The sequence below is a fragment of the Streptomyces sp. NPDC005266 genome, from assembly GCF_040607655.1.
Taxonomy (GTDB): Bacteria; Actinomycetota; Actinomycetes; order Streptomycetales; family Streptomycetaceae; genus Streptomyces.
This window is the reverse complement of record NZ_JBEXHC010000012.1, coordinates 137,110-150,559: the sequence shown is the minus strand read 5'-3', so window position 1 is coordinate 150,559 and position 13,450 is coordinate 137,110. Positions and strand designations below refer to the sequence as shown.

Below are 13,450 nucleotides of genomic sequence, written 5' to 3'. Positions count from 1 at the left end.
CGTGGACACGATCCTCGGTCCTCTTTATGACGTAGTTTCCTGGATCATCGTCCAGTTCCACTCGTTCTACAGCCTCATTTTTGACCGGAACAGTGGCTGGGCGTGGGGTCTGTCCATCGTTTCGCTGGTGGTACTGATCCGTATCTGCCTGATCCCGCTCTTTGTGAAGCAGATCAAGGCGACGCGGAACATGCAGGCGCTCCAGCCGAAGATGAAGGCGATCCAGGAGCGCTACAAGAACGACAAGCAGCGCCAGTCCGAAGAGATGATGAAGCTCTACAAGGAGACGGGCACCAACCCGCTCTCGAGCTGTCTCCCGATTCTGGCGCAGTCGCCGTTCTTCATCGCGCTCTACCAGGTCCTCAACCACATCGCGAACAACAAGACGGTCGGCGTCATCGACCAGTCGCTGCTGGACAGCGCCCGTAACGCGCATATCTTCGGCGCCCCGCTGTCGGTGAAGTTCATGGACTCGGCCTCGAAGGTCGAGTCCCTGGGGGCCTCCCTGACGGATGTTCGCATCGTCACGATCACCATGATCGTGCTGATGTCGGCGTCGCAGTTCTTCACCCAGCGCCAGCTGATGACCAAGAACGTCGACCTGACGGTGAAGACGCCGTTCATGCAGCAGCAGAAGATGCTGATGTACGTCTTCCCGATCATGTTCGCCGTCTTCGGTATCAACTTCCCCGTCGGTGTCCTCGTCTACTGGCTGACCACCAACGTGTGGACCCTGGGCCAGCAGATGTTCGTCATCCGCCGCAACCCGACCCCGGGCAGCATCGCCTACCAGGCGCGCCAGGAGCGGCTGCGGGCCGCGGGCAAGCTGAAGGAGGCGCCGGAGGAGGTCGCCGCCAAGAAGGCCGTCGAGGCGGCCCGCGCCAACCGTCAGCAGCCCAAGCGCCAGACCAAGTCCCAGCGCACCTCGGCCAGCACCCAGGGCCACAGCAAGGCGACGGCGCAGTCCGGCTCCGCGGCGAAGCCCTCGCTGGACAAGCCCGCCCAGGAAGAGACCGAGAAGAGTGCGGCGGAGAAGAAGGGGGCGCAGGGCGGAAAGCCGGCCGGCGGCTCGGCTTCCGGCTCCTCCCGTAACGCGAAATCCGGGCAGCGCAAGGGCCAGCAGCGTCCCAAGCACCCGTCCAAGAAGTAACGAAGGAGTCCATCCGTGACGGAAGGCACCACCCCGGCCGCCGAGGGTGTCGACACCCTGACCCGCCTTGAGCAGGAAGGGGAGATCGCGGCCGACTACCTCGAGGGCCTGCTGGACATCGCGGACCTCGACGGCGACATCGACATGGACGTCGAGGCCGACCGCGCAGCGGTGTCGATCATCAGCGACTCGACCAGCCGGGACCTGCAGAAGCTGGTCGGCCGCGACGGCGAGGTGCTGGAGGCCCTCCAGGAGCTGACCCGGCTCGCGGTGCACCGGGAGACCGGCGACCGCAGCCGTCTGATGCTCGACATCGCCGGATACCGGGCCCGTAAGCGCGCCGAGCTCACCGAGCTGGGCGCCAAGGCCGCGGAGGAGGCGAAGGGCACCGGTCAGCCCGTGAAGCTCAAGGCGATGACGCCCTTCGAGCGGAAAGTGGTGCACGACGCGGTGGCCGCGGCCGGACTCAGCAGTGAGTCCGAGGGTGAGGAACCCCAGCGTTGCGTGGTCGTGCTTCCGGCCTGATCCGGACCGGCTCCACGATGCTTACGGCCCCGTCTGCGCGCAGGCGGGGCCGAATCTTGTCAGCCTTACATCAGCGTTCAGCACAGTGTGCGGTATGGAAGGACGGTCCCCGTGACGGAAGCAGCGGAGCTCCCACCGGCGCCCGACGAGGCCAGGGAGGTATTCGGTGAGCGCTTCCCAGAGGCCGTCCGCTACGGTGAACTGCTGGCCGACGTCGGAGTGACACGCGGGCTGATCGGGCCGCGCGAGGTCCCTCGGCTGTGGGAGCGGCACCTGCTGAACTGCGCCGTGCTCTCCGAGGTGGTGCCGGACGGCGTCACCGTGTGCGATGTGGGCTCGGGGGCCGGGCTTCCCGGTATTCCGCTCGCCCTGATCCGTCCTGATCTGCGGATCACGCTGCTGGAGCCGCTGCTGCGCCGTACGAATTTTCTGCAGGAAGTGGTGGAGCTGCTGGGGCTCGACCATGTGACGGTGGTGCGCGGCCGGGCCGAGGAGGTCCTGGGCAAGCTGCCTCCGGTGCATGTGGTGACCGCCCGGGCGGTGGCTCCGCTGGACCGACTGGCCGGCTGGGGGGTGCCGCTGCTGCGTCCGTACGGCGAGATGTTGCTGCTGAAGGGCGATACGGCGGAGGAGGAGCTGAAGCACGCCAGGGCGGCGCTGAGCAAGCTGGGCGTGGTCGGGACCTCGGTGCTGCATGTCGGCGAAGGGGTGGTCGATCCACCGTCCACCGTGGTGCGGGTCGAGGTCGGTGAGAGCCCCGGAGGTGTGCGCTTCGCGGCCAAGCGAGCCAAGGCGGCCCGCCGGACGCCACGCCGTCGCCCCTGAGTGGATGCTGTAGGCCAACCGGCCCCCTGCGATGGGCCGGGGTGCTCCATACAACCTGCCAAAACTACGCAATTCGGAGTGTCGCGACGAATTGACGGGCCCTCGCGTGCATCGTGTTTCACGTGAAACGTCGCTCCCTGCTGCATGGAATCATCAGTCGCGGTCGCGCGGCGGCCTCGCCCCGCGACCGCCGATCCCGTAAGGACGTGGATTCATCCACAGGAGAACGGGCCTCGCTGGTTCACGACCCCAAAAGCATGGCAGGCTCTGTTCATCGAGAGCCTGATGTCGAGGAGAGTGAATCCTTGCGGTCCGACGCCAACATCGCGGGGCCGATGACCGATCCGGTCCCCGGCCCCCGTACCGAAACGGCGGGGGAGGATGTTTCACGTGAAACGCCGCCCCCGATGGACGACACCCCCATTGGCCGTGCCGCTCAACTGGCGGTCGAGGCTCTTGGTCGCGCTGGCGAGGGTCTGCCCAGGCCGGAACAGACCCGGGTGATGGTGGTCGCCAACCAGAAGGGCGGGGTCGGGAAGACCACGACCACGGTCAATCTGGCCGCCTCGCTCGCCCTGCACGGCGGTCGTGTGCTGGTGATCGACCTTGACCCGCAGGGCAATGCCTCGACGGCGCTGGGGATCGACCACCACGCCGAGGTTCCATCGATCTACGACGTGCTGGTCGACAGCAAGCCCCTGTCCGATGTCGTCCAGCCGGTCCCGGATGTGGAGGGGCTGTTTTGCGCCCCGGCCACGATCGACCTCGCCGGCGCCGAGATCGAGCTGGTCTCCCTCGTGGCGAGGGAGAGCCGGCTGGAGCGCGCGATCCAGGCCTATGAGCAGCCACTGGACTACATCCTGATCGACTGTCCGCCCTCGCTCGGGCTGCTGACGGTCAACGCGCTCGTCGCCGGGGCGGAGGTACTGATCCCGATCCAGTGCGAGTACTACGCGCTGGAGGGGCTCGGGCAGCTGCTGCGGAATGTCGATCTGGTGCGGGGCCATCTCAACCCCAAGCTCCATGTCTCGACGATCCTGCTCACGATGTACGACGGCCGGACCCGATTGGCCTCGCAGGTCGCGGACGAGGTCCGCAGCCACTTCGGCGGTGAGGTGCTCCGGACGAGCATTCCGAGATCGGTGCGCATCTCCGAGGCCCCCAGTTATGGGCAGACGGTCCTCACCTATGACCCGGGCTCCAGCGGAGCGCTCTCCTATCTCGAGGCGGCCCGGGAGATCGCACTCAGAGGGGTCAGCGTGCAGTACAACGCCCAGCACGCTCACGCCTTGCCCGAGATCAGCCAGCACGACCAGCACAGCATGCAGGAGGGGATTCAGTGAGCGAGCGACGCAGAGGACTGGGCCGTGGGCTCGGGGCCCTGATCCCTCCCGCGCCGAAGGGGGCGGACAACGCCGCACCCGCGGCGGGGGCGGGAGTGATCTCGGCGCCCGGGGCCGCCACCACCTCACCGACCGCGGTCCCGGTCCTCACCCAGGAGCGCGGCGTGGCGGCGGCCAAGGTGGCCGCCCTGTCCACGAACGGTGTTCCCAGGGAGACCGAGGCTCCGCTGCCATCGCAGCAGGAGGCCGAGGCCGCTCCGGTGGAGCCGACGGGGGAGGTGGCTGCCGGAGCCCATTTCGCCGAACTGCCCCTGGACTTCATCACACCCAACCCCCGTCAGCCTCGCGAGGTCTTCGACGAGGACGCGCTCGCCGAACTGGTCACCTCGATCCAGGAAGTCGGTCTCCTTCAGCCTGTCGTCGTACGGCAGTTGGCGCCCGAGCGCTATGAGCTCATCATGGGCGAGCGCCGCTGGCGGGCCTGCCGCGAGGCCGGCCTGGAGAGGATCCCGGCGATCGTCCGCGCCACCGAGGACGAGAAGCTTCTGCTCGACGCGCTGCTGGAGAACCTGCATCGCGCCCAGCTCAATCCGCTGGAAGAGGCGGCGGCGTACGACCAGTTGCTGAAGGACTTCAACTGCACGCATGACGAGCTGGCCGACCGTATCGGGCGCTCGCGTCCACAAGTCTCCAACACGCTGCGGCTGCTGAAGCTCTCTCCCTCCGTCCAGCGCAGGGTCGCGGCCGGCGTTCTCTCCGCGGGCCATGCCCGGGCCCTGCTCTCCGTGGACGACTCGGAGGAGCAGGATCGGCTGGCGCATCGGATCGTCGCCGAGGGGCTGTCGGTCCGGGCGGTCGAGGAGATCGTCACCCTCATGGGATCGCGATCGGGCAGCGCGCCGAAGGCCAAGGGCCCCCGGGCCGGTACCCGGGTGTCCCCCGCGCTCACGGACCTCGCTTCACGTCTCTCCGATCGGTTCGAGACCCGGGTGAAGGTCGACCTCGGCCAGAAGAAGGGGAAGATCGTCGTCGAGTTCGCTTCGATAGAGGATTTGGAGCGGATTCTTGGCTCCATGGCCCCCGGGGAGGGGCCGGTGCTTGAGCAGCCACTGTCCTCCGACGAGTCAGCGGAGGACGAGAACGAGTAGGGCACTGGCCGTGCGGCGGCGCCGTACGGAATCGGCAGTGCGGGGCGGGTTGTGTTCCGGGTGATTCCGGACACGACCCGCTCTTTGCCCAAGGGGCGGTATCGGTGCAATCTCCGCACGGATACGATGCGACCAGGTAGGGCGGATCCAGGTGGAGGCGCCTCATGTGGAGGGCAGGGCCATGCGATCGGTGAGCCGCACCGGGCTGGTGGCCACAGGATTGGGCCTGGGAGCTGTCGGCGGTTTCGTCGGCAGCCTGCTCAGGGAGCGTAGTGCGCTCTCAGCCGCCCGTGCCGCGGCTGGCCAAGGAAGTGAAGGACTGGCTTCATGGGGCGTCGGCTCGTACCGCTCACGCTGGACAATCTCCCGGACATTCCCAAGCGCTGTCGCGCCTGTGTCTTCTGGGAGCTCGACCCGGTCAGCGGCGAGGCCGCGGTAAGGGCCGGCCGGCCGGAGCTGGAGAAGGAAGCGTGGATCTCAGCCGTCCTGCTGGAGTGGGGATCCTGCGGCCGGGTGGTCTATGTCGATGATGTGCCGGTGGGCTTTGTGCTCTACGCGCCTCCGGCGTACGTGCCGCGGTCCACGGCCTTTCCGACCAGCCCGGTCGCGGCGGACGCCGTGCAGCTGATGACGGCGTGGCTGATGCCCGGGTACCAGGGACAGGGGCTGGGCCGGGTGATGGTCCAGACGGTCGCCAAGGACTTGATCCGTCGGGGCTTCAAGGCGATCGAGGCGTTCGGGGACGCCGGCTGGAAGCAACCGGCGTGTGTGCTGCCCGCTGATCATCTACTGGCCGTGGGGTTCAAGACCGTGCGGCCGCATCCACGGTATCCGCGACTGAGGCTGGAGCTGCGCACGACGATCTCCTGGAAAGAGGATGTCGAGCTGGCCTTGGACCGGCTGCTCGGCGCGGTGCAGAAGGAGCCGGCGCTTCGGCCGCTGTAAGGGTTTCACGTGAAACACGAAGGGGCTGCCCCTGAGGGCAGCCCCTTCGTCTGTGAGGGTCGCGCGAGGATCAGCCGATGAAGTCGGCCAGGTCGCGCTCGATGGCGGCCTTCGGCTTGGCGCCGACGATCGTCTTGGCGACCTCGCCGCCCTGGTAGACGTTGAGCGTCGGGATGGACATCACGCCGTACTTCGCGGCGGTCGCCGGGTTCTCGTCAATGTTGAGCTTGGCGATGACGATCTTGTCGGCGTGCTCGGCCGCGATGGCTTCCAGGGACGGGGCGATCTGACGGCACGGACCGCACCACGCGGCCCAGAAGTCGACGAGTACCGGCTTGTCGCTCTTGAGGACCTTCTCCTCGAAGTCGGCGTCCGTCACGGTGACCGTGGCACCGGCCATGGCTATCTCCTTAGGGGTTTGGTGCAGGGGGAAAAGCGGAGTCAGACGGTGGCGTCGCCCTCGCCCAGCGCGGCGAGGTAGCGCTCGGCGTCGATGGCGGCCGAACAACCGGTGCCGGCCGCGGTGATCGCCTGGCGGTAGGTGTGGTCCACGACATCGCCCGCGCCGAAGACACCGGGCACGTTGGTCCGGGTGGTGGGCGAGTCGACCTTGAGGTAGCCCTCGTCATCCAGGGTCAGCTGGCCCTTGAAGAGCTCGGTGCGCGGGTCATGGCCGATCGCGATGAACAGGCCGGTCACCGGCAGCTCGGAGGTCTCATCCCTCTTGACGTCGCGCAGGGTGAGACCCGTGAGCTTGCCCTCGCCATGGAGCTCCGTGACGACGGTGTCCCAGATGAACGAGATCTTCGGGTCGGCGAAGGCGCGCTCCTGCATCGCCTTGCTGGCGCGCAGGGTGTCCCGGCGGTGGATCACGGTGACCGACTTGGCGAACCGCGACAGGAAGGTCGCTTCCTCCAGCGCCGTGTCGCCGCCGCCGATGACGGCGATGTCCTGGTCCTTGAAGAAGAACCCGTCACAGGTGGCGCACCAGGAGACGCCGCGGCCGGAGAGCTCGTCCTCGTGCGGCAGTCCCAGCTTGCGGTGCTGGGAGCCGGTGCTGACGATCACGGTCTTGGCGCGGTGGACCGTACCGGCGGAGTCGGTGACGGTCTTGATCTCCTCGGTGAGGTCGACCGCGACCACATCGTCCGGGACGAGCTCGGCGCCGAAGCGCTCGGCCTGGGCCCGCATGTTGTCCATGAGGTCGGGGCCCATGATGCCCTCCCGGAAACCGGGGAAGTTCTCCACCTCGGTGGTGTTCATCAGGGCACCACCAGCGGTCACGGAACCTTCGAAGACCAGCGGCTTCAAGGAAGCACGGGCGGTGTAGAGCGCGGCCGTATAGCCCGCGGGCCCGGAACCGATGATGATCACGTTGCGGACGTCGCTCACGGATGTCTTCCTTGTCTCTGCCGACTGACGACTGCTGACTGGGCGGCGGGGATCCCGGCTCCCGGAAATCCGCTGCCACCCCACCCAACGGATCCTACGGGTCAGGCATTCCCTGTCGGTGTCAGGCGGGGGTCCTTGCCCTTCGTGCCTCAGCGTCGGGGGTAGGTGCGGGTCACCAGGAGATCCCCGGCGGATGACGGAGACGCGGTGACACAGGAGGAATCGATCACAAAGGCATCGACGAGGGAGCTGTCGGAGGGGTGCGGCAGCACGACGATATAGGCGGCCTTGCCCTCGTAGGTGTCCGGCTGTGCGGCGAGAGCCGGCCCGCTGCGTCCCGTGCCGTCCTGAACGCAGGCCGGCACCTTGGGGTCCTCCGCGCGCAGCGGCACATCGGGGGTGTCCTGTGCGGTGACGCCGCCCGAGGCGGTGGGCTTCCGGTCGGTGAGCAGCTCATGCACGCGGTCCTTGAGCGTCCCCGACGAGAGGGTGGCCTTCGTGGAGGCGCTTCGGGTGCCATGGGCCTGGGGGCGGGACCCGCCGTCGTCGGACGAGCCCTCCTGGATGAAGAACGTTCCGACGCCGATGACGGCCGCGGCACACGCGGTGCCGAGCAGGACCTTGGGCCAGCGGCGGGCGCCACTAGGGCGGGTGCCGGTGCGGGCGCCCCGTCCCGGCCCGGTGGCGCCACGAGGACGCCCAGCGGGCCGTTCGGCGGTGACCGACGGCCTGGTCTCCTCGGTGCCGACCGGGCCGAGGGGGTTCGCTGCCGGTGCGACGTGCTCGGTTTCACGTGAAACAGGCTCGGGCGCGACCGGATCCGGAGTTTCACGTGAAACAGCGGTGGCGCCCTCGGGAGCGGTCGCGTCAAGAAGTGCCTCGGCGGCGAGCGCCGCGTCGATCCGGCCCGCGACATCGGCAGGCATCCGCACCGGGCCGGGAAGAGTGCCGAGCGTCAAGCGGATCTCGTCGAGGGAGGTCCGTACATCGGCGCACAGCACGCAGCTCGCGAGGTGGGTCCGCACATCGACGGTGCGGGACGGAGAGAGCAGCCCCTCGGTGAGTGCGGAGATCTCCGCGACTTCCGGGTGCTCGTCCGTGCCCGTCGAGGATGTCACGCTCGCCCACCTCCGCCCTTCACGGCATCTGTGTCATTCGGTCCTGCCGTTGGTGGGACGGACGTCCCCTGCGTCCGGTTCCTTGCCCCGCCCGACGGCGCGCTACCCCTCCCATTGGGGTGGAGATGCGAAAGCAGTGGCAGCAGTCGTGCCCGTCCCCGGGCACAGCGGCTTTTGACTGTGCCGGTGGGGACGTCCAGGACCTTCGCCGCCTCCGCCACGGGATATCCCTGCATGTCGACCAGAACCAGGGCCGCCCTCTGCTCGGGAGGAAGGGTGCGCAGCGCGCTCAGCAATTCGCGATGGAGATCGCCGCGCTCGGCGGGCGCGGCGGCCGATTCATGAGGCTCCAGCAGCTGCTCCAGCCGTTCGGTCTCGGCGACCGGTGAGGTGCGGCGGGAGGCGATCTTGCGGGCCCGGTCCAGACAGGCGTTGACCGTGATGCGGTGCAGCCAGGTCGTGACGGCGGACTGGCCCCGGAAGGTGTGTGCGGCGCGGTAGGCGGAGACGAGCGCGTCCTGGACCGCGTCAGCGGCTTCCTCACGGTCGCCGAGGGTGCGCAGCGCCACCGCCCAGAGTCTGTCGCGGTGGCGCCGCACTATTTCGCTGAAGGCATCGGGATCGCCGGCGACGTGCCGGGCGAGGAGCTCGCCGTCGCTCGCCCCGCCGATTGTGGCGTCGTCCAACGTCGAGTCCCCTCCCCTCGCGGCTGACTGTCAGGGGGTCAGCCCTTGACTTTGATTTCCGAGATGCCGCCACGGTAGCGATCCGGATTGCTGGTCGGTAGCTCAGTGATGTGGACCAGTACGTATCGCGTCCGTACAGGCTTGTCGAGAGTGGTGGTCAGCTGGTCGCCGACACTCTTCAAGGCCGTGACATGCTGAGGAAAGTCGCCGAGTGCGGTCGGGGCCGACGCGGACGCGCTGGCGGCGAGGACCTCCACCTTCTGGCCGGGACGGTAGAAGTCGAGGTCGATGCCGGAGACACTCTCGACGCTGCCGAGATCGACGACGATGCCGCTTCCCTCCTTGCGATTCGCCAGGTTGCCGAAGTTCGGGTAGTTGTAGAACTCCTTGGTCACCCACGCGGTGTCCGCCTTGCCGTCCACGGCGGCGTTCACCTTGTCCGCGGCGAACGGCGCGTCCAGCGGCGAGAACTCCGTGGCGCCGTCGAAGCTGAGCGCCTTGCCCACGGGCTTCGGGGCCTTGCCGTCGTCCTTCTCACTAGTGGACTTGGACGGGCCGGACTTGTTCTCCTCCTTGAGAAGGGTGTCCGCGAGCTGCCAGCTGCCGAGACCGAGGGCCGCGATCAGGAGGGCGGAGACGGTCCACTTGAGGGCCTTGCCGGTGCGGCTCTGCAGTGGCGGCGGAGGCGGTACGGGGGCGGCCGGGCCGACTCCGGCGTGCGGCTGCCCGGCACGGGTTGCGGACTGACCGTAGACGCCCTGCTGGTACGTGGTGCGCTGGTACGCCTGGGAGGGGGTGAAGGCGGGCTCGGGCGGCCGGATGCGCGGCATGGCCGCGACGGCCTTGGCCAGCTCCTCCGGGGTGGTGCAGGGCTGGTCCTGTCGGGAGGCGGTGGCTCCGTCGTTGACCAGCGCACGCATGGCGAGTTCGGACAGACCGCGGTGGACCCCCGCGCGGACCTGGTCGGGGGCGATCAGACCGACGCCCTTGGGCAGCCCGGAGAGACCGTGGGCGTCCTTCTCGTACGGCCAGCGCTGGGTGAGGGCGGCGTACAGCAGCGCGCCGATGGCTTCGGTGTCGGTGCGCTGCGGGTGCTCGGCGCTGATGCCGCGCAGGGCGGCCATCACCGCGAGGCCGCGGATGCGGTACTGACCGGATTCCGTGCGCAGGACGGATCCGGGGTTCAGCCGGAGATGGGCCAGACCCTCGCGGTGGGCGGCGCCCATGGCCTGGGAGACCTGGCTGACGAGTTGGTAGGCGTCGTGCGGCTCCAGCGGCCCGGCGGCCAGCACGGCGGTGAGCTCCGTGGCGTCCGGGAGCCATTCATGGACGACATAGACGAGATCGTTCTCCTCGACGGCGTCGAGGACCTGGACGAAGCGAGGGTCGCCCAGCAGCGCCGCCGAGCGGGCGGCGGCGAGTACCGGCCTGGCCCGCGGATGGTCGGCGGGCAGGACGTGTACGCCGACGGCGCGGCGCAGCTTCTCGTCCACAGCGCGCCAGCTGCTGAATCCGTCCAGACGGGTGACGCACTCCTCCAGACGGTAGCGTCTGGCCAGTTTGTGGCCGCTGTGCAGCTCGGGTGGGCTTGCGTCGGCCGCGGCACCTTTCTCGTCGCCGCTCGCGGCCGCTGTGTCCCTGTCGGCCTTCTGTTCCGTCCCCGCCCCGTCGGCCGTGGCCTTGCCCGCCTCGGCGGTCAGCGGCTCCTCGCCGCCGCTGTCGGCCACGTCGACGGCAGCCGTGCTCCGTTCCGCCACCGTCGTTCCTGCCTCCCCATCCGTTGCGCCTACTCCGAGCCAAGACAATTGTGCCCACAGTCCGCCGCTATGCACGACACGCGATGGCGGACGATGGTTGTGCTCAATGATCAGCGTCCGAGTCGTCCGCGCACCATACCGACCATGGCCGTCAGCTCTTCAACGCGCATCCGTTTCGCAGCAATGTAGAAGACCGCGATAAGAACGAGACCGCCGCCCACCAGAGCGGCTAGGGAGCCGACGATCCCCATCCCGAGGGCCTGCATGATCGCGTACGCGGCTCCGCCGCCCAGAAGCGCGGCGGGGATGCTCGCGCCCGTGAGGCGCGTGTAGGTGCGCACGACGCGCGGACCGTCGAGATCGCCGCCCAGGCGGCCGCGCAGCCGCTTCCAGGCCACGCCCACGCCGATGGCGTAGGCCAAGCCGTAGGCGGCGGCCATGCCGGCCACGGCCCAGCGGGCGGGGAGTACGGCGTAGGACAGTGCGGAGCCGGCGGCGTTGACGGCCGCGATGATCACCGTGTTGTAGAAGGGGGTGCGGGTGTCCTCGTAGGCGTAGAAGCCGCGGAGCACGACGTACTGCACGGAGAAGGGGATCAGGCCCAGGCTGAACGCCATCAGGATGAAGCCCATGGACACCGCGGCGTCGGTGCCGGAGGCGCCGAACAGCAGCGTGCACATCGGGACGCCGAGCGCGATGAACCCGAAGGCGACGGGCACGATGGCGACGGCGGAGGTGCGCAGGCCCTGGGAGATGTCGTCGCGGACCGCTCCGGCGTCCCCGTCGCTGGCCGCCCGGGAGATCCGGGGCAGCAGCGAGGCCATGACGGAGACGGTGATGATCGCCTGCGGCATGCCCCAGATGAGCTGGGCGCTGGAGTATCCGACGAAGCTCATGCCGGGGAAGCCCTGGTTCTCGGCGTCGGAACCGGCGGCGGTGGACAGCTGCGTCACCACGAGGACGCCGGCCTGGTTCGCGAGGACGAACAGGACGGTCCACTTGGCGAGCCGGGCGGCCTTGCCCAGGCCGTGGCCGCGCCAGTCGAAGCGCGGCCGGAACCGGAAGCCTGTGGCGCGCAGATACGGGAACATCGCCAGCGCCTGGACGACGAGGCCGAGGAGGGTGCCGACACCCAGCAGCCGGATGCCCTCCGGCGTGATGGTCGTGGTGTCCATCTTCGAGCTGCCGGCGGTGCCGAACACCCAGATGAACAGGCCGAAGGTGAAGATTATGACGATGTTGTTCAGGACGGGGGTCCACATCATCGCCCCGAACCGGCCGCGGGCATTGAGGATCTGGCCGACCACCACGTGAATGCCCATGAAGAAGATGGTGGGCAGGCAGTAGCGGGCGAAGGTGACCGCGACCTCGTTGTCCGCCGGGTTGTCGGCGATGGTCGGCGACATCATGCGGATGAGGAGCGGCGCCGCGACCACGGTCAGGGCGACCAGCAGGCCGAGCACCACCATCACCAGGGTGAGCAGCCGGTTGGCGAACGCCTCGCCACCGTCCTCGTCCTCCTTCATCGCCCGCACGAGCTGCGGGACGAAGACCGAGTTGAGGCCGCCGCCGATGGTGAGGATGTACACCATCGTCGGCAGGGTGTAGGCGAGCGCGTAGGTGGAGCCGAGGGTGGCGGCCCCGAGCGCCGCGATGACCACCATCTGGCGCACGAAGCCGGTCAGCCGGGAGACCAGGGTGCCCGCGGCCATCAGCGCGCTGGACTGCAGCAGGCTGGACGCACGGCCGCCACCCGAGGGCTTCGGGGTGGGCTCGGGCGTGGCGGGGGCGGTGACCACGGGAGCGGCCACCGTGGGAGCGGCGGCCGCTGCGGGGGCGGGCTCTGACCGTGCGGGCCCGGGCACCTGGCCCGGCACATCCGCAGGGCCCGGGCCCTGCGGATGTGCCGGGCCGTGCGGGGGCGCCTGTCCTTGCGGGGGCGCGGGCGGGTAGCCCGATGGCCCCTTTGGATAGTCCTGGGCGGGTCGTGGCTCGTAGGGCTGCTGATCGCGGAAGAGGTGCGCGAAGGCGTCCGGCTGCGGCTCCTCCTGCGCCCCGTAGCCGTCGTCGGCGCCCGGATAGCCTGACGCCGCCGGATCGGCGGCGTGCGGCTGCTGCGCGGGGGCCTCGGGCCTGGCTGTGCCCGCGGCCGGCCAAGCCCGTGGGTCGGGACCCTGCGGCGCCTGGGGATGCTGCGGGTAGTGCGGCTGATGCTGTGGGTAGCCGCCCTGCCCTCCCGTGGGGGGCGCGGCCCGGTCGTACATGGGATCCGTCAACGGATCATGGGCGTACGCGTCCTGCGCCGGATACGGGTAGGGCGTGAAGCTGCCGGTCGCATACGGATCATCCAGATAGGGATCGTGTGCCTGGTACTGCTGCCCGTACGCCTGGCGGGGATCGCCGGCGGGGGCCTGCTGCCCGCCGCCCGGATACGGGTCCTGCTGATGGGGCTCCGGTGAGTAAGGGCCCTGAGGGGTGTGGGGGGAAGGCTGCGGCGGCGGTGGCACTCGGCCATCACCGTCATATGGCGCGTTCATCGCTACCCCACCTCATCATCCGCT

At 69.0% G+C, this 13,450-nt stretch carries 12 protein-coding genes; 6 read left to right on the top strand and 6 right to left on the bottom strand.

The genetic code is table 11. From position 1 onward, the window contains the following. Position 1 precedes the first annotated feature (1 nt). The 6 genes from yidC (at position 2) to ABZU99_RS22105 (ending at position 5,936) form a co-directional block, all read left to right on the top strand. Entirely contained in the window at positions 2 to 1,150 is a 1,149-nt protein-coding gene (gene yidC, locus ABZU99_RS22130) for a membrane protein insertase YidC (RefSeq protein ID WP_355943040.1), read from the top strand. 15 nt (positions 1,151 to 1,165) lie between these two features. Beyond that, entirely contained in the window at positions 1,166 to 1,675 is a 510-nt protein-coding gene (locus ABZU99_RS22125; protein ID WP_355943042.1) for a R3H domain-containing nucleic acid-binding protein, read from the top strand. A gap of 111 nt (positions 1,676 to 1,786) precedes the next feature. Continuing rightward, a complete protein-coding gene (gene rsmG / locus ABZU99_RS22120; protein WP_355943045.1) occupies positions 1,787 to 2,500 on the top strand; it encodes a 16S rRNA (guanine(527)-N(7))-methyltransferase RsmG in 714 nt (237 codons plus the stop codon). Between the two features lie 257 nt (positions 2,501 to 2,757). Beyond that, complete coding sequence (locus ABZU99_RS22115) at positions 2,758 to 3,843, top strand: ParA family protein (RefSeq protein WP_355943048.1); 1,086 nt, start codon at positions 2,758 to 2,760, stop codon at positions 3,841 to 3,843. Further along, positions 3,840 to 4,991, top strand: a complete 1,152-nt coding sequence (locus ABZU99_RS22110) for a ParB/RepB/Spo0J family partition protein (protein ID WP_355943051.1) — start codon at positions 3,840 to 3,842, stop codon at positions 4,989 to 4,991. Before ABZU99_RS22115 ends, ABZU99_RS22110 begins: the two co-directional genes overlap by 4 nt. Positions 4,992 to 5,318: 327 nt before the next feature. Next, on the top strand, positions 5,319 to 5,936 hold the full coding sequence (locus ABZU99_RS22105; protein WP_355943054.1) for a GNAT family N-acetyltransferase: 618 nt from the start codon (positions 5,319 to 5,321) through the stop codon (positions 5,934 to 5,936). 70 nt (positions 5,937 to 6,006) lie between these two features. Here ABZU99_RS22105 and trxA read toward each other — a convergent pair whose 3' ends face one another. The 6 genes from trxA to murJ form a co-directional block, all read right to left on the bottom strand. Beyond that, positions 6,007 to 6,336 (bottom strand): thioredoxin, encoded by a 330-nt coding sequence (gene trxA, locus ABZU99_RS22100; RefSeq protein WP_268973234.1) that lies wholly within the window; start codon positions 6,334 to 6,336, stop codon positions 6,007 to 6,009. A 41-nt stretch (positions 6,337 to 6,377) separates the two neighbouring features. Further along, positions 6,378 to 7,328 (bottom strand): thioredoxin-disulfide reductase, encoded by a 951-nt coding sequence (gene trxB, locus ABZU99_RS22095; protein WP_355943058.1) that lies wholly within the window; start codon positions 7,326 to 7,328, stop codon positions 6,378 to 6,380. 149 nt (positions 7,329 to 7,477) lie between these two features. Continuing rightward, positions 7,478 to 8,446 (bottom strand): hypothetical protein, encoded by a 969-nt coding sequence (locus tag ABZU99_RS22090; RefSeq protein WP_355943060.1) that lies wholly within the window; start codon positions 8,444 to 8,446, stop codon positions 7,478 to 7,480. After that, positions 8,443 to 9,132 (bottom strand): RNA polymerase sigma factor SigM, encoded by a 690-nt coding sequence (gene sigM, locus ABZU99_RS22085; protein ID WP_355943063.1) that lies wholly within the window; start codon positions 9,130 to 9,132, stop codon positions 8,443 to 8,445. Before sigM ends, ABZU99_RS22090 begins: the two co-directional genes overlap by 4 nt. 38 nt (positions 9,133 to 9,170) lie before the next feature. Next, positions 9,171 to 10,889, bottom strand: coding sequence for a protein kinase family protein (locus ABZU99_RS22080; protein ID WP_355943066.1), 1,719 nt, complete (start codon positions 10,887 to 10,889; stop codon positions 9,171 to 9,173). A 110-nt stretch (positions 10,890 to 10,999) separates the two neighbouring features. Further along, positions 11,000 to 13,426 (bottom strand): murein biosynthesis integral membrane protein MurJ, encoded by a 2,427-nt coding sequence (murJ, locus tag ABZU99_RS22075; RefSeq protein ID WP_355943069.1) that lies wholly within the window; start codon positions 13,424 to 13,426, stop codon positions 11,000 to 11,002. Between the last annotated feature and the right edge of the window lie 24 nt (positions 13,427 to 13,450).

Coding starts and splice junctions, on each gene's coding strand:
- ABZU99_RS22115 (WP_355943048.1), top strand. CDS start 2,758: ATGGCAGGCTCTGTTCATCGAGAGCCTGATGTCGAGGAGAGTGAATCC.
- ABZU99_RS22105 (WP_355943054.1), top strand. CDS start 5,319: ATGGGGCGTCGGCTCGTACCGCTCACGCTGGACAATCTCCCGGACATT.
- trxA (WP_268973234.1), bottom strand. CDS start 6,336: ATGGCCGGTGCCACGGTCACCGTGACGGACGCCGACTTCGAGGAGAAG.
- murJ (WP_355943069.1), bottom strand. CDS start 13,426: ATGAACGCGCCATATGACGGTGATGGCCGAGTGCCACCGCCGCCGCAG.